Source organism: Streptomyces sp. NPDC033131, from assembly GCF_055578365.1.
Genome location: NZ_JBVIPA010000023.1, coordinates 113535 through 134661 on the forward strand (window position 1 = coordinate 113535; position 21127 = coordinate 134661).

Below are 21127 nucleotides of genomic sequence, written 5' to 3' on the forward strand. Positions count from 1 at the left end.
CAGGATCGCTGATATGCGCTTCCCCTGCCGCCATCCGCTGCTCGTGCCGGTGTTGCTGTGTGCCTTCGCCGTGCTAGCGGCCGGCCCGACGGGCATCTCCGGTGCCGCCGACGAGGGCGAGGACACACACGGCGGCGCCGACGCCGGGATCAGCGCGCAGGTGGTCCGGCTGTACGAGGACGCGGCCGTGGCGACGCAGCAGTACGAGGCGGCTCGGCAGGAGGCCGAGGTGCAGCGGGCGCAGGCCCAGCGCTTGGAAGCGCTGCTGGACCGGGAGCGGCAGGGGATCGCCGTCCTGCACGAGGACCTGGGTCGGATCGCGCGCGCCCAGTACCGCACCGGCGGGGGTCTTCCGATCACGGCGCAGATGATCCTGGCGGACGATCCCGATGACCTGATGCGTGGTCAGCGGGCCGTCTGGCAGGCCGATCTCGCCCTCAACAACGCGATCGGCAAGAGCAGCCGGGCCGAGGCGCGGCTCGCCGCGGACGAGGCGAAGGCCGCGGCGGCCTGGCAGCAGCTGGACCGGCGGAACACCGAACTCGCCGATCTGAAGAAGGACATCGATGCGAAGCTCGAACAGGCGCGGTGGCAGTTGCAGGGCCAGGCCGACGCCTCCGTCGCAGCCGGATCGTGCCGGGGCGCCGTCCGACTCGACCAGCCGCACACGGGTGCCACGAGCGCATGGGTGGCGCCGGTGGAGACGTACGAGCTGTCCGCGGCGTTCGGGAGCGGCGGTGCGCGGTGGGCGAACCGGCACACCGGGCAGGACTTCGCGGTGCCGATCGGCACGCCGGTGCGGGCGGTGGGCGCGGGCCGGGTGGTGAAGGTGTCGTGCGGAGGCCCGTTCGGCATCGAGGTCGTGGTCCAGCACGCGGACGGCTACTACACCCAGTACGCCCACCTCGCCGCCGTCGCCGTCGACCAGGGCGAGCGCGTGGCTGCCGGGCAGTGGGTCGGGCAGTCGGGCACGAGCGGCAATTCCACCGGCCCGCACCTGCACTTCGAGGTGCGGGTCACCCCGGAGACGGGTTCGGCGGTGGACCCGGGGCCATGGCTGTCGTCACGTGGAGTGAGCCTCAGCTAGCCGTGGACCTCCGCCCGCTCGAGCGGATCAGCGGTCCTGCTCCATCAGCAGCCGCTCGATCACGACGGCCACCCCGTCCTCGTTGTTGGCGACGGTCTGCCCGGACGCCGCCGCGAGTACGTCCGGGTGCGCGTTGCCCATCGCGTACGACCGTCCCGCCCACGTCAGCATCTCGACGTCGTTGGGCATGTCCCCGAAGGCGACGACCTGCTCGTGCGAGATGCCGCGCTCGGCACAGCACAGGGCGAGTGTGCTGGCCTTGGAGACGCCGGGACCGCTGATCTCCAGCAGGGCGCTGGGACTGGAGCGGGTGACGTTGGCCCGTTCGCCGATCGCGAGGCGGGCGAGCGTGAGGAAGGCGTCCGGGTCGATCTCGGGGTGAAAGGCGAGGATCTTCAGGACCGGCTCGCCGGCTCCGGGGGCGTCCGGCGCCAGCAGGTCCTCGGCCGGCGCGAGCGTGTCCGGGATCTCCATGTGCAGCTCTGGATAGTCCGGCTCCTGGTAGAAGCCGTACGTCTGCTCGACCGCGTACACCGTGCCTGGAGCCACGTCACGCAGCAGCCGCACGGCGTCCAGGGCGTTGTCCCGTGCCAGCTCGCGGACCTTCACGAACCGGTGGGCGCCGGGGCCGCCGTGCAGGTCGACCACCGCGGCGCCGTTGCCGCAGATCGCCAGGCCGTGGCCGTGGACGTGGTCGCTGACGACGTCCATCCAGCGCGCGGGGCGGCCGGTGACGAAGAAGACCTCGATGCCCGCCTCCTCGGCGGCGGCGAGGGCCGCGACCGTGCGCGGGGACACTGACTTGTCGTCACGCAGCAGGGTGCCGTCGAGGTCGGTGGCGATCAGCCGGGTCGGGAGGGCGGCGGCCGGGGTCTCGGGCTGTCGAGTCGCTGAGGTCACCCGGCCATTCTCCCGCATGTGCGTGCACGCCCGTGCGGCGGTCCGCACAGATGAGGATCCGACGAGGCACAGACGGCTGGTCTTCCAGGTCAGCGCAGCTGTCCCGGCGCCTCCATGGCGATCTGCTCGAAGACCTTCTCGTCCGACTCGAAGTCCGAGCCGGGGATGGGCCAGTGGATCACGATCTCGGTGAACCCGAGCTCTTGATGCCGGCCCGCGAAGTCCACGAACGCGTCCAGGGACTTCAGCGGCCGGGCGCGGTCCGGGGTGAAGCCGGTGAGCAGGATCTTGTCGAGCGAGCCGGCGTCACGGCCGATCGCGGCGCATGCGTCGGCCAGCTTCTCGGCCTGTCCGCGAATGGCTTGAACCGACTGTTCGGGAGTGCCGTTCTCGTACAGCTTGGGGTCGCCGGTGGTCACCCACGCCTGTCCGTAGCGTGCGGCGAGCTTCAGCCCGCGTGGTCCGGTGGCGGCCACCGCGAAGGGCAGCCGGGGGCGCTGTACGCAGCCGGGGATGTTGCGGGCCTCGTGCGCCGAGTAGTAGTCGCCCTCGTACGAGACTCCGCTGGGGCCGTCCTCGCTCAGCAGCCGGTCCAGCAGCTGCATGAACTCGGCGTACCGGTCGGCCCGCTCGCGCGGGGTCCACGGCTCCTGCCCGAGCGCGGTGGCGTCGAAGCCGGTGCCGCCCGCACCGATACCCAGCGTCACCCGCCCGCCGGAGATGTCGTCGAGGGAGATCAGCTCCTTGGCGAGGGTCACCGGGTGCCGGAAGTTCGGCGAGGTCACCAGCGTGCCCAGGCGTAGCTCGTCGGTGACGGCCGCGGCGGCGGTCAGCGTCGGCACGGCACCGAACCAGGGTCCGTCCCGAAAGCTCCGCCAGGACAGGTGGTCATACGTGTATCCGGTGTGGAAGCCGAGCTGCTCGGCGCGTGTCCATGCCGAACGGCTGCCTTCGTGCCAGCGGCGGTACGGGAGGATCACGGTACTCAGACGCAGACTCATGGGTCCGAGCGTATGCGGACGAACGTGTTTCACGTGAAACCGTCACCGACGGTCATCGCACGTGGCCTCTCGGCCATGGGCCGAGCCTCAGTCATGGGCCGGGCCTCCATCATGGACTGACGTCGATCCCGGCATCGTCACGGCGCTCCGGAAACCGCAGATACCGTGGCGGGACCGCCTTCGTCAGCCACACCCCGTTCGCGCTGACGTGGAAGACATGGCCATCGCGGTGCATGGCGCCCGCGTCCACCGACAGCACGACGGGACGGCCACGGCGGGCGCCGACGCGGGTCGCGGTCTCCCGGTCGGGCGAGAGGTGGACGTCGTGCCGGTTCATGGGCCGCAGGCCCTCGGCCCGGATCGCATCCAGGGAGCGGGCCACGGTCCCGTGGTAGAGGTGCCCCGGCGGGGTGGCCGGCGGCAGTTGGAGGTCCACGTCGACACTGTGGCCCTGGCTGGCGCGGATCCGGCTGCCGTCGACCGCGAAGCGCCGCTTGTCGTTGGCGACGACCACGTGGTCGAGTTCCTCGCGAGTGAACCGGAAGCCGTGGGCGGCGGCGGCCGCGATCAGGGTGTCGATCTCCACCCAGCCGGCGTCGTCGAGGATCAGTCCGATCCGCTCCGGCTGATGGCGCAGGTGCTTCGACAGATACTTGGACACCTTCACGGTGCGTCTTTCATCCACCCCGCCAGCGTGCCGCGCGAGACGTGAATCACGCGAATGATTTTGCTCCTGATGTTTGATCCACAACCAAGTACGGTTATCCACAGGGGAATTGGCGATTCTGTGGACAACCACCTTGCACCTCAGGATGTTTCGCCAAGTTCGCCTGGTGCGCCATGACTTGCGGCGAGTCGCTCCAAGGGCCGCGCACGCGACTCCCGTTCGGCGGTCGGCGCGATGAGCGCGGCTGTGTTCTCCGCTCCGACCAGCCTCTCCACAGCCCGCATTGTCTCCACGTGGATCGCCACGTCACGCGTCGCTCAGGTGACGTCGGGACGTCACCCGTACCTAGGTGCTCCTGTAGCTGCCGGACCGCCAACGGACGCATGGCGCGCGCGAGTTCGGCGTTCACCGTCTGCTGTGCAAGCGGTCGCAGCCGTCGTACGAGAGAGTCTGCTTCTGCCGCGTCCGCGTCCCTCGGACGCCGCGGTCCGCCCCGGTACCGGGCGAAGAGCTGCCCGGTCGTGAACTCCAGGGGCTGGGCCGCAATGTGCTCGGCCCGGCCCCTCAACTCCCGCAGGTGGCCCGGGATCGCGGACAGCACAAGCCCCGCCGCATGCAACTCGACGGCCACCACGCGCCGTTGAGGGCTCGGCACGAGGAAGGCGTCGTCGTCGCCCGCCACCGGCTCCAGCACACCCAGCCGGCCTGCCCCGGCGACCGCCGTGTCGTCGGGACACCGCCGAACCGCTCGTGCAGCTCGGCCCGCGAGATCCGTACCGCCTCCTCGTCGGTCCACGGACCGTCCACCTCGGCGACCAGGCCCAGCACTCCCCCCAGGACACGGCCTGCGCCCCACGCCTCCAGAAGCTCCTTGACGGAGGCGAGGCCAGGCCGTAGCCGCGGTCGAGGAGGTCGGCGATCTGACGCAGCCGGACGAGACGGGTGTCGGCGTAGATGTCGGCGCGGCCGTGGCGCTCGGGGCGGGGGAGCGGCCCGCGGTCCTGGTGGGCACGGATGGTGCGGACCGTGGTGCCGCCGAGGTGCGCCAGGCCCTCGATCCGGTAGGCGGGGGCGGGAGCCTCGGCCTGGTGCGCCAACTTCTCGGCTCTGCGGCCGGAACCCTGGAGCCGTCCGTCACGAGGCCGCCCTCGCGGCCGGTCCGCGCAGGCGGCCCGCGAGCCGCGGGGCGTGGCGTATCAGGTGGGCCGTGCCCCCAAGGGGCGCGGTCGGCTCGCCGGGGGCCGGTGCAGCGGCGTGCGCAGCCAGCCGAAGGCGACTGTGCGGGGGCCGGTCCGTGCGCTCACAGGCGTGGCTCCAGCCGTGCGATCGCCCGCACCGCCCTGGGCACGAAGCGGGACAGGAGGTGGGCGCCGCGCGCCTCGGGCGTCACCGGAACCACCGCCGCGTTCCGCACCACCGCCCGCAGGATCGCGTCGGCGACCTTCTCCGGCGGGTAGTTCCGCAGGGCGTACAGGCGGGCGGTCCGCTTCTGGCGCCGCTTCTCCTCGGCGGCGTCGACGCCGGCGAAGTGCGCGGTCGAGGTGATGTTGGTGTTGACGAAGCCGGGACAGACCGCGGTCACGCCGATGCCCCGGCCGGCCAGCTCCGCGCGCAGACACTGGCTCAGCATCAGCACGGCCGCCTTGGAGGTGCTGTACGCGGGCAGGGCCTTGGAGGGCTGGTACGCCGCCGCCGACGCGGTGTTCACGATGTGGCCGCCCTGTCCGCGGTCGGCCATCTGCTTGCCGAAGACGCGGCAGCCGTGGATCACGCCCCACAGGTTGACGTCGAGGACCTTCTTCCAGTCCGCAGGAGTGGTGTCGAAGAAGGAGCCGGACAGGCCGATGCCGGCGTTGTTCACCAGGACGTCCACCACGCCGTACTCGTCGGCGACCTTCTCGGCGAGCTTCTCCATGGCCTGCTCGTCGGAGACGTCGACCGTCTCCGCCCAGGCCTCGGGCGCTCCGGCCAGCCGGGACAGTTCCGCCGTGCGCACGGCGGCCTCGGTGTCCCGGTCGACGGCCACCACACGCGCCCCGGCCGCGGCGAACGCGAACGCCGTGGCCCGCCCGATGCCACTGCCGGCACCGGTGACCAGCACGAGCCGGCCGCCGAAGCGGTCGGCGTACTTCCCCGTCGCCTTCACCGCATCCGGCTTTCCGCCCTCCACCGACGTCACGAACTGTGAGATCCAGACCGCCAGTTGGCCGGGCCGGGAGCGGGGGACCCAGTGCCGGGCGGAGATCGTGCGCCGGGTCAGCCGCGGAGCCCACAGCTCCAGCTCGTCGTAGAGCTTCTCCGAGAGGAAGGCGTCACCCAGGGGCGTGATGAGCTGCACGGGCGCGTGCGCGTACGCGTCCGTACGGGGACGGCGCAGCCGGGACCGTACGTTGTCCCGGTACAGCCAGGCCCCGTGTGCCGCGTCCGCCGGCAGTGACGAGGTCGGGTAGCCGCCGCCCGGGACCTGCTCGAGGCGCTCCAGGATCCTCGGCCAGTGCCTGCCGAGGGGGCCGCGCCAGGCCAGCTCGGACAGCACGGGCATCTGCAGCAGGTAGACGTACCAGGACTTGGCGCCCTGGCCGAGCAGTTGGCCGATCCGGCGTGGGGTGGGGCGCTTGACGCGCTTGTGGATCCAGTGGCCGAGGTGGTCGAGGGACGGTCCGGACAGGGAGGTGAAGGAGGCGATCCGTCCCTCGGTGCGCTTGACCGTGGTGAACTCCCAGGCCTGTACCGAGCCCCAGTCGTGCCCTACCAGGTGCACGGGCTTCTCCGGGCTGACCGCGTCGGCGACGGCCAGGAAGTCGTCCGTCAGCTTCTCCAGCGTGAACCCGCCGCGCAACGGCTGCGGTGCGGTGGAGCGGCCATGGCCGCGTACGTCGTACAGCACCACGTGGAAGCGCTCGGCCAGCCGGGACGCGACCGCCGACCACACCTCCTTGCTGTCCGGATAGCCGTGCACCAGGACGACCGTCGGCCCGCAGGGGTCCCCCAGTTCGGCGACGCACAGCTCGACCCCGCCGGTCCGCACCCGGCGCTCCCGCGCACCCGTCGGCAACGTCACTTGTCCTCCGCCCAGCGCCGCACGTGCGGCAGATCGTCGTCCAGCCAGAAGGCGTCCTGCCCGGGATCCCGGGAGGGCGGCGACCAGGACCTCCTCGGACCTCGCCCCCGTACCCCGCAGGCCCAGGTGCGAACGCCCCACTCGTCCCCGTCGACCGCGGTACGTGCTCGTCACGTGACACTGGCGAATGTGACAGTCGTTAGAGATTGCGTCAATAGGAGGGCGCGGGCTGTGGACAACTCCGCGGATGTGGACAGCCGGGATACGTTGTTCGACCTGAGGGGGACCCTTAGGGATCCGTACGCCTGGAGTCTGAGACCAAGACGACCCTGCGGAGTGACGACCGGCGTGGTCCGGGTCACTACCGTCATAGCCGTGACTGTCATCGCGACCGAAAGCCTGAGCAAGCGGTTCCCCCGGGTGACCGCGCTTGACCGGCTCTCCGTGGACGTCGGGCCCGGTGTGACCGGACTCGTCGGAGCCAATGGAGCCGGCAAGTCCACACTGATCAAGATCCTGCTGGGTCTGTCCCCCGCCACCGAGGGCCGCGCCGAAGTGCTCGGACTCGATGTCGCCACCAAGGGAGCCGCCATCCGCGAGCGGGTCGGCTACATGCCGGAGCACGACTGCCTGCCGCCCGACGTCTCGGCCACCGAGTTCGTCGTGCACATGGCGCGCATGTCCGGCCTGCCGCCCACCGCCGCCCGCGAACGCACCGCGGACACGCTGCGGCACGTCGGACTGTACGAGGAGCGCTACCGCCCCATCGGCGGCTACTCCACCGGCATGAAGCAGCGAGTGAAACTCGCGCAAGCCCTCGTCCACGACCCGCAACTGGTCCTCCTGGACGAGCCGACCAACGGCCTCGACCCGGTCGGCCGCGACGAGATGCTAGGCCTGATCCGCCGCATCTACACCGACTTCGGCATCTCCGTCCTGGTCACCTCCCACCTCCTCGGCGAGCTGGAGCGCACCTGCGACCACGTGGTCGTCGTCGACGGCGGCAAACTCCTGCGATCCAGCTCCACCACCGACTTCACCCAGATCACGACCACCCTCGCGATCGAGGTCACCGACACCGACGAGCACCCGGACGGCACCCGCGCGGTGCGCGACGCGCTCCACTCGCGCGGGATGGACATCCTCGACAGCGGCGCGGGCCTGCCGGGTGCCGGCCACGTACTGCTGCTCACCGCGCAGGGCGAGGAGACGTACGACCTGGTCCGCGACGTGGTCGCCGACCTCGGCCTCGGCCTGGTGCGCATGGAACAGCGCCGGCACCACATCTCCGAGGTCTTCACGAACGAGGACGAGCAGCGGAAGGAGGCCGTCGGTCATGGCGGTTGAACAGCCCATGCGGACACCGGCGGCACCGTCCGGTGACCAGACCCGCATCCACAACATCGGCTACCGCAGTTACGACGGCCCGCGCCTGGGCCGCTCCTACGCCACCCGTTCCCTGTACTCGCAGTCCCTGCGCGGCTCCTACGGCCTCGGCCGCTCGGTCAAGTCCAAGGTGCTGCCGATGCTGCTGTTCGTGGTGATGTGCGTGCCCGCGGCCATCATGGTCGCCGTCGCGGTCGCCACCAAGGCCAAGGACCTGCCGCTCGACTACACGCGCTACGCGATCGTCATGCAGGCCGTCATCAGCCTGTACGTCGCCTCGCAGGCACCCCAGTCCGTCTCGCGCGACCTGCGCTTCAAGACCGTACCGCTGTACTTCTCGCGGCCCATCGAGACCGCCGACTACGTCCGCGCGAAGTTCGCGGCCCTGGCATCGGCGCTGTTCATCCTCACCGCCGCCCCGCTGCTGGTGCTCTACGTGGGCGCTCTGCTGGCCAAGCTCGACTTCACCGACCAGACCAAGGGATTCGCACAGGGGCTGGTCTCCGTGGCACTGCTCTCGCTGCTCTTCGCAGGCCTCGGCCTGGTCATCGCGTCGGTCACCCCGCGCCGCGGCTTCGGCATCGCCGCCGTGATCGCCGTCCTGACCATCTCCTACGGCGCCGTGTCCACGCTGCAGGCCATCGCCGAAGCGCAGAGCAGCACCGGGTCCATCGCCTGGATCGGTCTGTTCTCGCCCATCACGCTCATCGACGGAGTGCAGTCCGCGTTCCTGGGCGCGAGCTCGGCGTTTCCCGGAGGGGTCGGCCCGACGAACGGGGAGGGCGTGGTCTACGTCCTCGTCACCCTCGGCCTGATCGCCGCCTGCTACGGCCTCATGATGCGCCGCTACCGAAAGGTCGGACTGTGACCACGCTCAACATCGACCACGTCTCGCGCTGGTTCGGCAACGTGGTCGCCGTCAACGACATCACCATGACGATCGGCCCCGGCGTCACCGGCCTGCTCGGCCCCAACGGCGCCGGAAAGTCCACCCTCATCAACATGATGGGCGGCTTCCTGGCCCCCTCCACCGGCACCGTCACCCTCGACGGCGTGCAGGTGTGGCGCAACGAGAACATCTACAAGCACATCGGCATCGTCCCCGAGCGGGAGGCGATGTACGACTTCCTCACCGGGCGCGAATTCGTCGTGGCCAACGCCGAGTTGCACGGCCTGGGCGCCAAGGCGGCCCACAAGGCGCTGGCCACGGTCGAGATGGAGTACGCCCAGGACCGCAAGATCTCGACGTACTCCAAGGGCATGCGCCAGCGTGTGAAGATGGCCAGCGCGCTCGTCCACGAGCCCTCGCTGCTGCTGCTGGACGAGCCCTTCAACGGCATGGACCCGCGCCAGCGCATGCAGCTCATGGACCTGCTCAGGCGCATGGGCGACGAGGGCCGCACCGTGCTGTTCTCGTCCCACATCCTCGAAGAGGTCGAACAACTCGCCCGGCACATCGAGGTGGTGGTCGCAGGCAGGCACGCGGCCAGCGGCGACTTCCGCAAGATCCGCCGCCTGATGACCGACCGCCCGCACCGCTACCTGGTGCGCTCCAGCGACGACCGCGCCCTCGCGGCCGCGCTGATCGCCGACCCGTCGACGTCCGGCATCGAAGTCGACCTGGCGGAGGGCGCGCTGCGCATCCAGGCCGTCGACTTCGGCCGCTTCACGGCCCTGCTGCCGAGGGTGGCCAGGGACCACGGCATCCGCCTGCTCACGGTCTCGCCGTCCGACGAGTCCCTCGAGTCCGTCTTCTCGTATCTCGTCGCGGCGTAGGAGGCCAAGATGTACGACCCCACAGTCGCCCGACTCACCTACCGCGCCCTGCTCGGCCGGCGCCGGGCCCTCATCCTGGGCGCGCTGCCCCTGCTGCTGATCGCGATCTCCGTCGTGGTGCGCGGTCTGGCCGGCGCCGACGACCAGACGGCGTCCGACCTGCTGGGCGGGCTCGCGCTCGCCACCATGGTGCCGATCATCGGCGTCATCGCCGGCACGGGAGCGATCGGCCCGGAGATCGACGACGGCTCCGTGGTCTACCTGCTGTCCAAGCCGATCAAACGGCCCACGATCATCTTCACCAAGCTGATCGTCGCGATCGCCGTGACGATGGTGTTCTCCGCGGTACCCACCCTGATCGCCGGCCTCATCCTCAACGGCAACGGCCAGCAGATCGCCGTCGCGTACACGGTGGCCGCGCTGGTCGCCTCCATCGCCTACGCGGCACTCTTCCTGCTGCTCGGCACGGTGTCCCGGCACGCGGTCGTCTTCGGACTCGTCTACGCGCTCGTCTGGGAGGCCCTGTTCGGCTCCCTGGTCGCGGGAGCGCGCACGCTCAGCGTTCAGCAGTGGTCGCTGGCGGTGGCCCAGAAGGTCGCCGGCGGGGACCTGGTGACCTCCGACGTCGGGCTGACGACGGCGACGGTCCTGCTCGTGGCGGTCACCGTCCTGGCGACCTGGTACGCGGGGCAGAAACTGCGGTCACTGACGCTCGCGGGCGAGGAGTAGACGCCCCGCTTACTGACAGGGGCTTCACCTCGGTCCGGGCACACTGGGCACAGGCGGGCGCACGGCTGGGAGGGCGGGGATGGCGGTGGCGGACGAGGCGTCACAGGACGACAGTCGCGGACGGTCCGGGGACGAGAGCTGGGACGACCTCGTCCTGGACGAGGACTTCATACGCTCGGCCGAGACCGCCGAGCCGTCCGCGCGGGCGCGCATGCTGACCGAGCGCTGGCGCAAGGAGAAGCCCGAACCACAGCCGTGGCGTTCCGACGAGCCGCCCGCGGGTTGGTTCTTCAGCAAGCGTCGGCGCAGGTGGCGGCGGCGGTGAAGGAGTCCGGGGCCGCCGGTTAATCGGTGGCGCCGAACCCGGCGCACGGGCACAGTGGTTGATGTCCAGCCCGCCGGACCGAACCGGCGCCACGTACTGGGGAGGAGTTCGACGATGTCCATGCACGACAGTCCGTCGAGCTCCCCGCAGGGCAGCCCGCGGCGGACTCCGGAGTAGTTACTCCTCCGTCGAGTCCGCCCATACGGGGAGCTGCCCGGGGCGGCCGCTTCGAGCACGTGGCGCACTGCGCTCACGTGAGGCCGCCCACCCGGAGGATTGGCCGAGTGGTAAGGCACTGGCTTGCTAAGCCAAGGTCGGGCCTGAAAAGCCCGCGCACGTTCGATCCGTGCATCCTCCGCCGAGTAGGGAACTTCAGCCCAGCAACCGCTCCAGCACGACCGCGATCCCGTCCTCCTCGTTGGAGGTCGTCACCTCGTTCGCCACCGTCTTCAGTTCCTCGTGGGCGTTGGCCATGGCCACGCCGTAGGAGGACCAGGCGAACATCGGGACGTCGTTGGGCATGTCGCCGAAGGCGATCGTGTCGGCGGCCTTCATGCCCAGGCGGCGGGCCGCCAGGGACAGCCCCGTCGCCTTGGAGAGGCCGAGGGGAAGCAGCTCGACGATGCCCGCGCCGGCCATCGCGACACCGACGAAGCCACCGGCGGCCTGGCGGGAGACTTCGGCCAACTCGTCGTCCGTCAGCGTGGGGTGCTGTATGTAGATCTTGTTCAGCGGGGCGGTCCACAGGTCGGACGCGTCCGTGAAGGGGGTCGAGGGGAGCTTTCCGGTGACCGCGTAACCCGGGCCGACCAGGACCTCGCCCTCCAGACCGTCCCGGCTCGCCGCCAGGTGCAGCGGGCCGACCTCCGCCTCGATCTTCGCCAGCGCCACCCCGGCCAGCTGCCGGTCCAGCGTCACCGACGTCAGCAGGCGGTGCTCGCCGGCGTGGTACACCTGGGCACCCTGGGCGCAGACGGCGAGGCCGTCGTAGCCGAGGTCGTCGAGGATGTGGCGGGTCCACGGGGCCGCGCGGCCCGTCACGACGATGTGGGCGGCGCCCGCCGCGGTGGCCGCGGCGAGCGCGTCACGGGTGCGCTGCGAGACCGACTCGTCGGAACGCAGGAGCGTTCCGTCGAGGTCGGTCGCGATCAGGCGGTAGGGGAAGCCCGGTACGGCGGACGTACTCACTTGGCGACCGGCTCCAGGATCTCCCGGCCGCCCAGGTAGGGGCGGAGCACCTCGGGGACCCGGACGGAACCGTCGGCCTGCTGGTGGTTCTCCAGGATCGCCACGATCGTGCGCGGTACGGCGCACAGCGTGCCGTTCAGCGTCGCCAGCGGCTTGACCCGCTTGCCGTCACGGACGCGGATCGACAGGCGGCGGGACTGGTACTCGGTGCAGTCCGAGGTCGAGGTCAGCTCGCGGTACTTGCCCTGCGTCGGGATCCACGCCTCGCAGTCGAACTTGCGGGCGGCCGAGGAGCCCAGGTCGGCGGAGGCCACGTCGATGACCCGGAACGGCAGTTCCAGCGACGTCAGCCACTGCTTCTCCCACGCCAGCAGGCGCTGGTGCTCGGCCTGCGAGTCCGCCGGGTCGACGTACGAGAACATCTCGACCTTGTCGAACTGGTGGACGCGGAAGATGCCCCGGGTGTCCTTGCCGTGCGAACCGGCCTCGCGGCGGAAGCAGGGCGAGAAGCCCGCGTAGCGCAGCGGGAGGCGGTCGGCGTCGATGATCTCGTCCATGTGGTACGCCGCGAGAGCGACCTCGGACGTGCCGACGAGGTAGAGGTCGTCCTTGTCGAGGTGGTAGACGTCCTGGGCCGCCTGGCCGAGGAAGCCGGTGCCGGCCATCGACTGGGGGCGGACCAGCGCGGGCGTCAGCATCGGCGTGAAGCCGGCCGCCGTGGCCTGCGCGATCGCCGCGTTCACCAGGGCGAGCTCCAGCAGCGCGCCGATCCCGGTGAGGAAGTAGAAGCGCGAGCCGGAGACCTTGGCGCCGCGCTCGACGTCGATCGCGCCGAGGGTCGTGCCCAGTTCCAGGTGGTCCTTGGGCTCGAAGCCCTCGGCGCCGAAGTCGCGGATCGTGCCGTGCGTCTCCAGCGTGACGAAGTCCTCCTCGCCGCCCACGGGCACCTCGGGGTGCACGAGGTTGCTGAGCTGGAGGGCGAGTTCCTGGGTCTCGGTGTCGGCCGCGTCGCGCTCGGCGTCGGCGGCCTTGACGTCGGCGGCGAGCTGGCCCGCCTTCTTCAGCAGCTCGGCCTTCTCGTCCCCGGAGGCCTTGGGGATGAGCTTGCCGAGGGCCTTCTGTTCGGCGCGCAGCTCGTCGAAGCGGACGCCGGACGACCTGCGCCGCTCGTCGGCGGACAGGAGAGCGTCGACGAGCGCGACATCCTCTCCACGGGCGCGCTGCGACGCACGCACACGGTCGGGGTCCTCACGGAGCAGGCGAAGGTCAATCACGCGACCCAGGCTACCGGTGCGGGGTGACGGCTCACGACTCACTATTCCGGGCTGCCCCGAATCACGGCTTACGTTGCGTTATGCGCCAATTGCCGAGCGTGTCAATGAAAGGTGTCTCACTCCCCGGGACGGGGCATGCGATGGGCGCCGGGTTGACTCGATTTCCTTGTGGGGAACGGGACTTGGGCCGGCCTTCGTCCACAGGAATCCACAGTGCCGAAAAGTTATCCACAGGCTGTGCGAAAGATCTGTGGATGTCGGAATCGATCATTCCGAGTCGGGCGTGTGGGGCGAGGAATTCCCGCCCGAAACCGGCGTCACATCCACTTTCGGGTGGATATGCGTCGCTCCAAAGGATGGACGGAGGGAAACGGGTGGACGAAGAGTGACCCGCGGGACTGTGGACGAACTTGGGCGCTGCAGGGCGATTTGTCGACCGAGTGGCGCTTGGATGTCGACTTGTCCCCAGGTCGAGATGCCCACCTGTGGATAACTCCTGTGGATAACTTTGATATGCAGGTAGGAGCGGCTGGAAACGTCCTAGAAACGTCCGTCCTGGCATCGCGCCACCCAGTCCGCCGCCGACACGAACTCGTCGTCCGAGGTCCCCGGGAACGGAGGGCGTACGTCCGCCACCTCGACGTCCGCGCGCGGATACGAGCCGAGGTAGCGCACCTGGAGGCAGATCCGCTTGAGCCCCGTCAGGGCCTCGGCGACCCGGCGGTCGGAGATGTGGCCCTCGGCGTCGATACAGAAGCAGTAGTTGCCGATGCCCGCGCCGGTGGGCCGGGACTGCAGCAGCATCAGGTTGATGCCCCGCGTGGCGAACTCGCCCAGCAGGTCGCGCAGGCCGCCGGGGTGGTCGTCGCGCTGCCACAGCACGACGGATGTCTTGTCCGCGCCGGTGCGTGCCGCGGGCCGGGCGGGCCGGCCGACCAGCACGAACCGGGTCTGGGCGTTCTCCGCGTCGTGGATGCCGGTCTCCAGGGCCTGAAGGCCGTACCGGGCGGCTGCGAACTCACCCGCGAAGGCCGCGTCGTACTGGCCCTCCTGGACCAGGCGGGCGGCGTCCGCGTTCGAGGCGGCCGACTCCCAGTGGACGTCCGGGAGGTTCTTCTTGAGCCAGTTGCGCACCTGCGGCTGGGCGGCCGGATGCGCGGAGACCGTCTTGATGTCCGACAGCTTGGTCCCCGGCCGGACCAGGAGCGCGAAGGTGATCGACAGCAGCACCTCGCGGTAGATCATCAGCGGCGCCCCGGCGACCAGCTCGTCGAGCGTCGTCGTGATCCCGCCCTCGACCGAGTTCTCGATCGGCACGAACGCGGCCTCGGCCTCACCGAGGCGCACCGCGTCGAGCGCGGACTGCACGGACACGTACGGGATCAACTCCCGGGTGGCCGCCTCGGGAAGCCGGCGCAGGGCCACTTCGGTGAACGTGCCCTCAGGGCCGAGATACGCATAGCTCGCTGGCATGACCTCACCCTAATGGGCCTTGCGAAACACAGCGCCCGCGTCTCGGTACAGCCACCCCGCCGAGCGACCGGATCACCCCTCCAGCAGGGCCTGCCCCACGTACTCCCCCTCCGCCGCCCCGCCCGGCACCGCGAACAGGCCGCTCGCCTCGTGGCGGATGAACCGGGACAGGGCGTCGCCCCGGTCGAGCTTGCGCTGTACCGGAACGAAGCCGCGCAGGGGGTCGGCCTGCCAGCAGACGAAGAGGAGGCCGGCGTCGGGGACGCCGTCGCCGTCGAAGCCGTCGTGGTACGAGAACGGGCGCCGGAGCATCGCCGCGCCCCCGTTCTGGTCGGGCCGTGTGATGCGGGCATGGGCGTTGATCGGGACGACGAGGTCGCCCTTGGCGTCGGTCTTCTCCAGGTCCATCTCGGTCGTCTCGGTACCGCCGGACAGCGCTGCCCCGTCGGACTTGCGGCGCCCGATGACGTCCTCCTGGGCCGTGACCGGCAGCTTCTCCCAGTCGTCGAGGAGCATGCGGATGCGGCGTACGACGGCGTAGGAGCCGTTCGCCATCCACGACGGGTCGTTCGAGCCGGAGGACGGCACGAAGATCCGCCGGTCGAAGTCGGGCTCGGCCGGCTTCGGGTTGCGGGTGCCGTCGATCTGGCCCATGAGGTTGCGGGCCGTCATGGGATGGGACGTGGCGCCCGGCGAGCGGTTGAAGCCGTTCATCTGCCAGCGGATGCGGGCCGCGCTCCCCGCGTCCTTCTGGATGGCGCGCAGGGCGTGGAAGGCGACCAGCGCGTCGTTGGCGCCGATCTGCACCCACAGGTCGCCGTCGCTGCGCTTCTTGTCGAGGTGGTCGGAGGAGAAGTCGGGCAGGGGATCGAGGGAGGCCGGGCGCTGCTTCTCCAGGCCGGTGCGGGCGAAGAAGCCGTGCCCGAATCCGAAGGTGACCGTCAGCGAGGACGGGCCGGCGTCCCGGGCGACGTCCGTGTCGTCCTGCGTCGCCGCCTCCCCCGCCATCAGCCGCCCTGCCGTCTGCGACCAGCGGCGCAGCAGTGCGGCGCCCTCCTTGCGGCCCGCTCCCGCCGCCAGGTCGAAGGCCACGAGGTGACCGCGGGCCTGGAGGCCCTGGGTGATGCCGGGCTGATGTTTCCCGTGAAACATCACCTGATCGGCGCCCACGGAGGTGAGTGGCGTGGCCTCGGCCGGACGCGCGGTGTAGCCGACGGCCCCGCCGGCCGCCCCGAGGACGAGCCCGGTGGCGCCGGCGGTGCTCAGCAGCTTCCGCCGCGAAAGGCCCTCCCCCGAGGGGGCCTGTGCCGAAGCGCCCCCTTCGAGAGTGGGAGTCGGGGCCTCCGGGATGGACTGCTCAGGCATGGTGTGGTCAGCCGATCTGCGTGTTCTTGGAGACGGTCGTCTGGTCGATGTCGGAGGTCCGCACGGTCACCGCGATCTCCCAGTCGCCCGCCATGGGGATCTGCACTCCGTTCGCCGCCCAGTGCCCGGTGGTGATGTGGTCGGGGACGACGGGCAGCGGCCCGATGTCCTTCGACTTGAGGGTGAAGGCGACCTTCACCTCCGGGACGTCGAAGGCACGCCCGTTGGGCCGCTCCACATAGACGTGCATTTCGTTGGCGCCCACGCGCGCGGGGTCGAGATCGATGCGTACGACGCCCTTGCCGTCCTCGCCGCCGGTGTCGAAGGACATGTCCAGGGTGACAGCCCCGGACGACGAGGTGGAGGAGGAGGCCGACGTGGCCGCCTTGGCGTCCTGTTCCGTACGGCCGGGCTCGGTCTGCGTGAGCACGGTGGTGACGGCGAGCAGGACGACGGCGACCCCGGCCTCGGCGAGCACCGAGCGGCGCAGCCCGAACCGGTGCGGGTCGGCGTCCCGCTCCCGCTTCTGGCGTGCCGTGTCCATCGCGGCCCGCTGCCGGGCGAGCTGCGCGGCACGCTGGGAGGCACCGGCGTCCTTGGACGCCCCGGACCCCCCCTTGGCGTCCCCGGCGCCCGCACTGACCGGCTCCTTCTCGGGCGCCTGCCTGCTCCCTCGAACCGGCGTGTCCACCAGCTGTGCCGTCCACCGCCGCGAGATGTACGCGACGCCGACGAGGAGGGCCACGAGCCCGATCTTGACGAGCAGCAGTTGTCCGTACCGCGTGTCGGTGAACGCCGACCAGGAGCCGAGCTGACGCCAGGACTGGTAGGTCCCGGTCAGGACCAGGGCGACGACACTGCCGAAGGCGACGGTCGAGAAACGCCGTACGGCGGCCGTGTCGACGGGCGTGTCCGCGGGTGCCCGGTACAGCGCGACGAGGAGGGCGGTGAGGCCGCCGAGCCAGGCCGCGACCGCCAGCAGGTGGAGGACGTCGACCGGCATCGCGATCCCGGCCTGGAGGCCCACCGAGGCGTGCTCGGACATCGCCCAGCTCGCGGCGAGTCCGGCGGCGACCACGGTCCCGCCGATGGCGAGTCCGAAGGTCAGGTCCCGCTTCTCGTCCTCCTCGCGTTTGTCGTACGCCCCGAAGAGCACCGCGATGAACAGCGCGGCCGCGGCGAGCAGCAGCAGCCGGGACACCAGCGCCGCGCCCGTCTTGGTCTGGAGCACCTGGCCGAGCAGGTCGAGGTCGAAGATGTCGCCGGCCTTGCCGGAGCCGGTGTAGGAGCCCCGCAGGAGCAGCAGGGCGAGTGTGGCCGCGGTGAGCGTGAGCCAGCCGGAGACGACGAGCCGCTGTACGGCCCGGACGCCGGAGCCGGGCTGCCAGCAGGCGAGGACGAAGGCTGCCCCGCCGACCAGGACGACGAACCCGGCGTACGACATGTACCGCCCGAAGCCGTACAGCCAGCCGACGGCCCCGCCGCCCGCGGTCTCGCCGGACACCGAGACGGAGGTGGACGAGGGCGCGCCGACGGAGAAGGTGAAGGCGCCGGCGACGGGGTGACTGTCCGCGGACACGACCTGGTAGGTGACGGTGTAGGTGCCGTCGGGCAGGCCGCTGAGCAGCTGGACGGCGTACGTCGTGCCGCTCACGTTGGACGGTTTGCCGCGCTGGACGGGCTTGCCCTTGGGATCGAGCACGCGCAGCGAGTCGGCGGACGTCGAGACCTGCTCGGAGAAGGTCAGTGAGACCTGGGTGGGTGCCTTGTCGACCACCACACCCTGCTGCGGGTCGCTGCCGGTCAGCGCGGCGTGCGCGGAGGCCGGGGCGGCCCCGGCGAGGAGCAGCCCGGCCGCGGCCAGGAGCAGCAGCACCAGGGTCCGGACGCGGGGGGCGATGGTCGGCGTCAAGGTGATCCCTCCGTCAGTGTCCGGTCTTCGGGACGTACGTCGCCGACCTGACCGGCATCTTGACGACGACCGGGTCGGACTTGGCGAAGTGCAGCTCGACGGAGACCGTCTGGCCCTGTTCGGGCTTGTGCTGCAGCTTGTCGAACATCAGATGGTTGTCACCGCTTTTGAACACGAGTTGACCGTGGGCGGGGATGGAGAACCGGTTGCTCTCCTCCATCGCGCCCCCGACCGTCCGGTGCATGGTGACCTCGCCGATGTCGCTGGTGACCGAGGTCAGCTCGGCCTTCGTACCGCTGTCGTTGACGATCGTCAGATAGCCGGCCGCCATGTCGTCGGACACCGGCTGCGGCATGTAGGCGCCGGACACGGAGACGCCGCCGCCGGTGTCGGAGCCGGAGTCCGAGCCGCAGCCGGCCAGGACCAGGACGCCGGTCAGCACCGCGGCGGGCAGGGTGAAGAGCCTCACGGCTTCGCACCCTTCACGAGCTTGGGGAGGTCCTTGGTGTAGTCGTCGACCGTGGCGTCCTCGCCGTAGAGGACGTATCCGGCGTCGGTCTTCGGGGAGAAGGCGACGACCTGGGTGCCGTGCACGGAGACGGTCTTGCCCTTCTTGTCCTTGTGCGTCGGCTCGATGGAGATGCCGAGGGTGCGGGCGCCGGCCTGGATGGTGGGGAAGTCGCCGGTCAGGCCGACGAACTGGGTGTCGATGCCCTTGAGCCACTTGCCGAGTTCGGAGGGCGTGTCCCGGTCCGGGTCGGTGGTGACGAACACGACGCGCAGCTCGTCCTGTTCGGACTTGGGCAGCGACTTCTTGGCGACGGCGATGTTGTTCATCGTCAGCGGGCAGATGTCGGGGCAGTGCGTGTAGCCGAAGTAGATGAGCGTCGGCTTGCCCGCGGTCTCCTTGCGGAGGTCGTACGGCTTGCCCTTCGTGTCGGTGAGGACCAGGTCCGGCTTCTCGAACGGCTGGTCGAGGACGGTGGCGGCCTTGTCCGCGCCCGCCTCCTCGGAGACCACGGAGACCGGTGAGCCACTGTCGTCACTGCTGCCGCACGCGGAGAGGGTCAAAGTGGCGGCGGCGAGCAGTGCGGCCGCGGCGAACGTCTTCTTGCGCATAGAAAAATGTCCCAGATGTGATGGTGCCGACGGCACCGGGGTCGCACAGGAGCCGAGCGAACCCCGGTACCGGGCCGGACGGTGGACCTCAGGCGTCGGTGCGCCGGCGCCCGGCGAGCACGCCGTACGCCACCCCGACCACGCCGATGACGATGCCGACCACGCCGAGAACGCGGGCGGTCGTGTCGCTGCTGTCGGCGGGGGCCGCGGTCTCGGCGCCGGCGGCTTCCGCGTCGGCGGCCTCCTCGGTGGCGTCGTCGGTGGCTTCGGCGGTGGCCGTGGAGCCGTGCGCGTGCCCGTCCTCGGCGGCGGCGGACAGCGCCAGCACGGGCGCCGGGTTCTCGGGCTCCTCCGCGCCCTCCTGCTGCTCCTCGATCCAGCGGACGACCTCCTTGTTGGAGTACGTCTGGATCGCCTTGAAGACCAGCTCGTCGGTGTCCTCGGGGAGCGCGCCGACGGAGACGGGGAACTTCTGGAAGTAGCCGGGCTCGATGCCCTTGCCGTCCGCGGTCCAGGTGACCTTGGTGACGGCCTCGGTGATCTGCTTGCCGTGCAGTTCGACGGGCTTGTCGAGCTTGGACCTGGTGACCTTGATGTCCCAGCCGGCCATCGGCTCCGGCATCACGGAGGCGATCGGGTGGTCGGCCGGGAAGTTGACCTCGAGCTTGGTGGTCGAGGCGTCGTCGCGCTCGTTGGGGACCTTGAAGTCGACGACCGCGTAACCGCCCTTGGCCGCGGTCCCCTCGGGCTGCACGCTGACGTGCGCGAACGCGGGCGAGGACAGGACGACGACGGCAGAGGCGGCGACGGCGCCGACGGCGGCGAGGCGAGAGGCCTTCATGGGGAGCACTCCACTCCGAGAGGTTTCCGGGTTTCCGGTGAGGAAGAGGGGTACGCGTGCGCGGGCGTCAGCTCTCACCCGTCGACGGGCGGTGACTCACCAGCACGGGCACACGCGCGTGCCGCGCGACGGCGGCCCTTCCCACGTCCTCACAAGGAGGTGGAGCACTGGTCGCGTCGCGTCAGGCGGCGAGGAGGAACGCGTCGGCGGTCGGCGGGCCCCGCCGGACCAGCGTGTACTGGAGTGCGGTGGTGCGGGGGGCGGGCGGTGCGAGCAGGGCGGTGCGCGGGATGCGCCGGCCGGCCGCGGGCGCGCCCGGCAGCCCGGCACGCAGGGCGCGCACCAGCGCGAGCGCCCCGCGCAGGGACCGTACGAGCGCCCCCTCGGCGACCGAGTGCGCCGACAGTGCGGACATCTCGACGAGCCGCAGCAGCGCCATGTCCCCCCGGCGCAGCAGCCATCCCGCGGCGAGGGCCGCGAGGACGTGGCCGAGCAGCATCGGCAGGGACGGCAGCAGCGACATGGTGGACCCCGCCGCGGTGGACAGGGCCTCCGCCGGGTGGTGCGTCGTGGTCGGGGGAGCGGCCGCGCTCGGGTGGAGCCGGGCGTCGACGAGGATCTTGTGGGCCTGCGCGGGGCTGATCGCCGCCGCGGTGGTCCCGCAGACGAGCCGTGCGGCCTGCTCGACCAGGGAGGCGTCGGACACCGCCGAGGCCGTACCCGCCGCAGCGCCGGCCGTCGTCCCGTGCTGCCCCAGCCCGAACACCACGTGCAGCACGCTCTGTCCGACCGCGAGCAGCGCGGCTATGCCCGGCAGCGACCGCTCGCGTCCGGCGAGCGGTACCACGACCAGGACGGCCCCCAGGAAACCCGCGCCCAGCGTCCACAGCGGAAGCGTGGCGCAGGAGGCGAGGGCATGACCGGCCGCGGCCAGCACGACGCAGACCGCGGCGAACACCGCGGCCCGCAGCACCCGGAGGTCGCCTCCGGCACGCGCCGTACGTGGGTGGGGGGCAGTCATGG

At 70.8% G+C, this 21127-nt stretch carries 19 protein-coding genes, 1 tRNA gene and 2 pseudogenes; 7 read left to right on the forward strand and 15 right to left on the reverse strand.

Going from position 1 to position 21127, the window contains the following annotated elements; genetic code table 11:
* The first annotated feature begins 13 nt into the window (after positions 1–13).
* Positions 14–1087 (forward strand): M23 family metallopeptidase, encoded by a 1074-nt coding sequence (locus ACZ5XS_RS27145; protein WP_468655538.1) that lies wholly within the window; start codon positions 14–16, stop codon positions 1085–1087.
* A 27-nt stretch (positions 1088–1114) separates the two neighbouring features.
* Here the strand turns inward: ACZ5XS_RS27145 and ACZ5XS_RS27150 are convergent, their stop codons facing one another.
* The 6 genes and pseudogenes from ACZ5XS_RS27150 to ACZ5XS_RS27175 all read right to left on the reverse strand — a co-directional run.
* A complete protein-coding gene (locus tag ACZ5XS_RS27150) occupies positions 1115–2005 on the reverse strand; it encodes a Cof-type HAD-IIB family hydrolase (RefSeq protein WP_468655540.1) in 891 nt (296 codons plus the stop codon).
* A gap of 71 nt (positions 2006–2076) precedes the next feature.
* Complete coding sequence (locus tag ACZ5XS_RS27155) at positions 2077–2988, reverse strand: LLM class flavin-dependent oxidoreductase (protein ID WP_468655541.1); 912 nt, start codon at positions 2986–2988, stop codon at positions 2077–2079.
* Positions 2989–3097: 109 nt separating this feature from the next.
* Positions 3098–3673, reverse strand: coding sequence for an RNA 2'-phosphotransferase (locus ACZ5XS_RS27160; RefSeq protein ID WP_468655542.1), 576 nt, complete (start codon positions 3671–3673; stop codon positions 3098–3100).
* 122 nt (positions 3674–3795) lie between these two features.
* A pseudogene (locus ACZ5XS_RS27165) lies at positions 3796–4752 on the reverse strand (MerR family transcriptional regulator).
* A gap of 203 nt (positions 4753–4955) precedes the next feature.
* Positions 4956–6716 (reverse strand): SDR family oxidoreductase, encoded by a 1761-nt coding sequence (locus tag ACZ5XS_RS27170; RefSeq protein WP_468655543.1) that lies wholly within the window; start codon positions 6714–6716, stop codon positions 4956–4958.
* Positions 6713–6845, reverse strand: a pseudogene (locus ACZ5XS_RS27175) (M24 family metallopeptidase); the annotation flags it as partial. The gene ACZ5XS_RS27170 and the pseudogene ACZ5XS_RS27175, both read right to left, overlap by 4 nt.
* A 207-nt stretch (positions 6846–7052) precedes the next feature.
* On the opposite strand from ACZ5XS_RS27175, the gene ACZ5XS_RS27180 reads away from it, so the two are divergent.
* The 6 genes from ACZ5XS_RS27180 to ACZ5XS_RS27205 all read left to right on the forward strand — a co-directional run bounded on the left by ACZ5XS_RS27180 (position 7053) and on the right by ACZ5XS_RS27205 (position 11290).
* Positions 7053–8063 carry an ABC transporter ATP-binding protein gene (locus ACZ5XS_RS27180; protein ID WP_468655544.1) on the forward strand — a complete coding sequence of 337 codons (1011 nt, stop codon included), beginning with the start codon at positions 7053–7055 and terminating at the stop codon, positions 8061–8063.
* Positions 8053–8970 carry an ABC transporter permease gene (locus tag ACZ5XS_RS27185; protein WP_217234924.1) on the forward strand — a complete coding sequence of 306 codons (918 nt, stop codon included), beginning with the start codon at positions 8053–8055 and terminating at the stop codon, positions 8968–8970. The genes ACZ5XS_RS27180 and ACZ5XS_RS27185 overlap by 11 nt, the downstream gene beginning before the upstream one ends.
* Positions 8967–9878 (forward strand): ABC transporter ATP-binding protein, encoded by a 912-nt coding sequence (locus ACZ5XS_RS27190; RefSeq protein ID WP_468655546.1) that lies wholly within the window; start codon positions 8967–8969, stop codon positions 9876–9878. Before ACZ5XS_RS27185 ends, ACZ5XS_RS27190 begins: the two co-directional genes overlap by 4 nt.
* Before the next feature lie 9 nt (positions 9879–9887).
* A complete protein-coding gene (locus tag ACZ5XS_RS27195; RefSeq protein WP_217234926.1) occupies positions 9888–10607 on the forward strand; it encodes an ABC transporter permease subunit in 720 nt (239 codons plus the stop codon).
* A 79-nt stretch (positions 10608–10686) separates the two neighbouring features.
* Entirely contained in the window at positions 10687–10932 is a 246-nt protein-coding gene (locus tag ACZ5XS_RS27200; protein WP_468655548.1) for an SGM_3592 family protein, read from the forward strand.
* Positions 10933–11202: 270 nt separating this feature from the next.
* A tRNA-Ser gene (locus ACZ5XS_RS27205) sits at positions 11203–11290 on the forward strand.
* Between the two features lie 14 nt (positions 11291–11304).
* On the opposite strand, the gene ACZ5XS_RS27210 is transcribed toward ACZ5XS_RS27205, so the two are convergent.
* The 9 genes from ACZ5XS_RS27210 to ACZ5XS_RS27250 form a co-directional block, all read right to left on the reverse strand.
* Complete coding sequence (locus tag ACZ5XS_RS27210) at positions 11305–12120, reverse strand: HAD family hydrolase (protein WP_468655550.1); 816 nt, start codon at positions 12118–12120, stop codon at positions 11305–11307.
* Entirely contained in the window at positions 12117–13394 is a 1278-nt protein-coding gene (serS, locus tag ACZ5XS_RS27215; protein ID WP_468655552.1) for a serine--tRNA ligase, read from the reverse strand. The genes ACZ5XS_RS27210 and serS overlap by 4 nt, the downstream gene beginning before the upstream one ends.
* Positions 13395–13934: 540 nt before the next feature.
* The gene (gene pheA, locus ACZ5XS_RS27220) at positions 13935–14867 is read right to left on the reverse strand and encodes a prephenate dehydratase (protein ID WP_468655554.1); all 933 of its coding nucleotides are present in this window, start codon (positions 14865–14867) and stop codon (positions 13935–13937) included.
* A 72-nt stretch (positions 14868–14939) separates the two neighbouring features.
* Entirely contained in the window at positions 14940–16232 is a 1293-nt protein-coding gene (gene efeB / locus ACZ5XS_RS27225) for an iron uptake transporter deferrochelatase/peroxidase subunit (RefSeq protein WP_468655556.1), read from the reverse strand.
* A gap of 7 nt (positions 16233–16239) precedes the next feature.
* Positions 16240–18144 carry a copper resistance CopC/CopD family protein gene (locus tag ACZ5XS_RS27230; protein WP_468655558.1) on the reverse strand — a complete coding sequence of 635 codons (1905 nt, stop codon included), beginning with the start codon at positions 18142–18144 and terminating at the stop codon, positions 16240–16242.
* Between the two features lie 13 nt (positions 18145–18157).
* The gene (locus ACZ5XS_RS27235; RefSeq protein ID WP_468655560.1) at positions 18158–18613 is read right to left on the reverse strand and encodes a copper chaperone PCu(A)C; all 456 of its coding nucleotides are present in this window, start codon (positions 18611–18613) and stop codon (positions 18158–18160) included.
* Positions 18610–19263, reverse strand: coding sequence for an SCO family protein (locus tag ACZ5XS_RS27240; RefSeq protein ID WP_468655562.1), 654 nt, complete (start codon positions 19261–19263; stop codon positions 18610–18612). Before ACZ5XS_RS27240 ends, ACZ5XS_RS27235 begins: the two co-directional genes overlap by 4 nt.
* Positions 19264–19351: 88 nt before the next feature.
* The gene (locus ACZ5XS_RS27245) at positions 19352–20104 is read right to left on the reverse strand and encodes a YcnI family copper-binding membrane protein (protein ID WP_468655564.1); all 753 of its coding nucleotides are present in this window, start codon (positions 20102–20104) and stop codon (positions 19352–19354) included.
* Positions 20105–20285: 181 nt separating this feature from the next.
* Positions 20286–21125, reverse strand: a complete 840-nt coding sequence (locus ACZ5XS_RS27250) for a hypothetical protein (RefSeq protein ID WP_468655566.1) — start codon at positions 21123–21125, stop codon at positions 20286–20288.
* Between the last annotated feature and the right edge of the window lie 2 nt (positions 21126–21127).

What these genes read in the sequence shown, in the direction of transcription:
- ACZ5XS_RS27145 (WP_468655538.1), top strand. Translation starts at nt 14, where the DNA reads ATGCGCTTCCCCTGCCGCCATCCGCTGCTCGTGCCGGTGTTGCTGTGT.
- ACZ5XS_RS27150 (WP_468655540.1), bottom strand. Translation starts at nt 2,005, where the DNA reads ATGCGGGAGAATGGCCGGGTGACCTCAGCGACTCGACAGCCCGAGACC.
- ACZ5XS_RS27155 (WP_468655541.1), bottom strand. Translation starts at nt 2,988, where the DNA reads ATGAGTCTGCGTCTGAGTACCGTGATCCTCCCGTACCGCCGCTGGCAC.
- ACZ5XS_RS27185 (WP_217234924.1), top strand. Translation starts at nt 8,053, where the DNA reads ATGGCGGTTGAACAGCCCATGCGGACACCGGCGGCACCGTCCGGTGAC.
- ACZ5XS_RS27195 (WP_217234926.1), top strand. Translation starts at nt 9,888, where the DNA reads ATGTACGACCCCACAGTCGCCCGACTCACCTACCGCGCCCTGCTCGGC.
- ACZ5XS_RS27200 (WP_468655548.1), top strand. Translation starts at nt 10,687, where the DNA reads ATGGCGGTGGCGGACGAGGCGTCACAGGACGACAGTCGCGGACGGTCC.
- pheA (WP_468655554.1), bottom strand. Translation starts at nt 14,867, where the DNA reads ATGCCAGCGAGCTATGCGTATCTCGGCCCTGAGGGCACGTTCACCGAA.
- efeB (WP_468655556.1), bottom strand. Translation starts at nt 16,232, where the DNA reads ATGCCTGAGCAGTCCATCCCGGAGGCCCCGACTCCCACTCTCGAAGGG.
- ACZ5XS_RS27240 (WP_468655562.1), bottom strand. Translation starts at nt 19,263, where the DNA reads ATGCGCAAGAAGACGTTCGCCGCGGCCGCACTGCTCGCCGCCGCCACT.
- ACZ5XS_RS27245 (WP_468655564.1), bottom strand. Translation starts at nt 20,104, where the DNA reads ATGAAGGCCTCTCGCCTCGCCGCCGTCGGCGCCGTCGCCGCCTCTGCC.
- ACZ5XS_RS27250 (WP_468655566.1), bottom strand. Translation starts at nt 21,125, where the DNA reads ATGACTGCCCCCCACCCACGTACGGCGCGTGCCGGAGGCGACCTCCGG.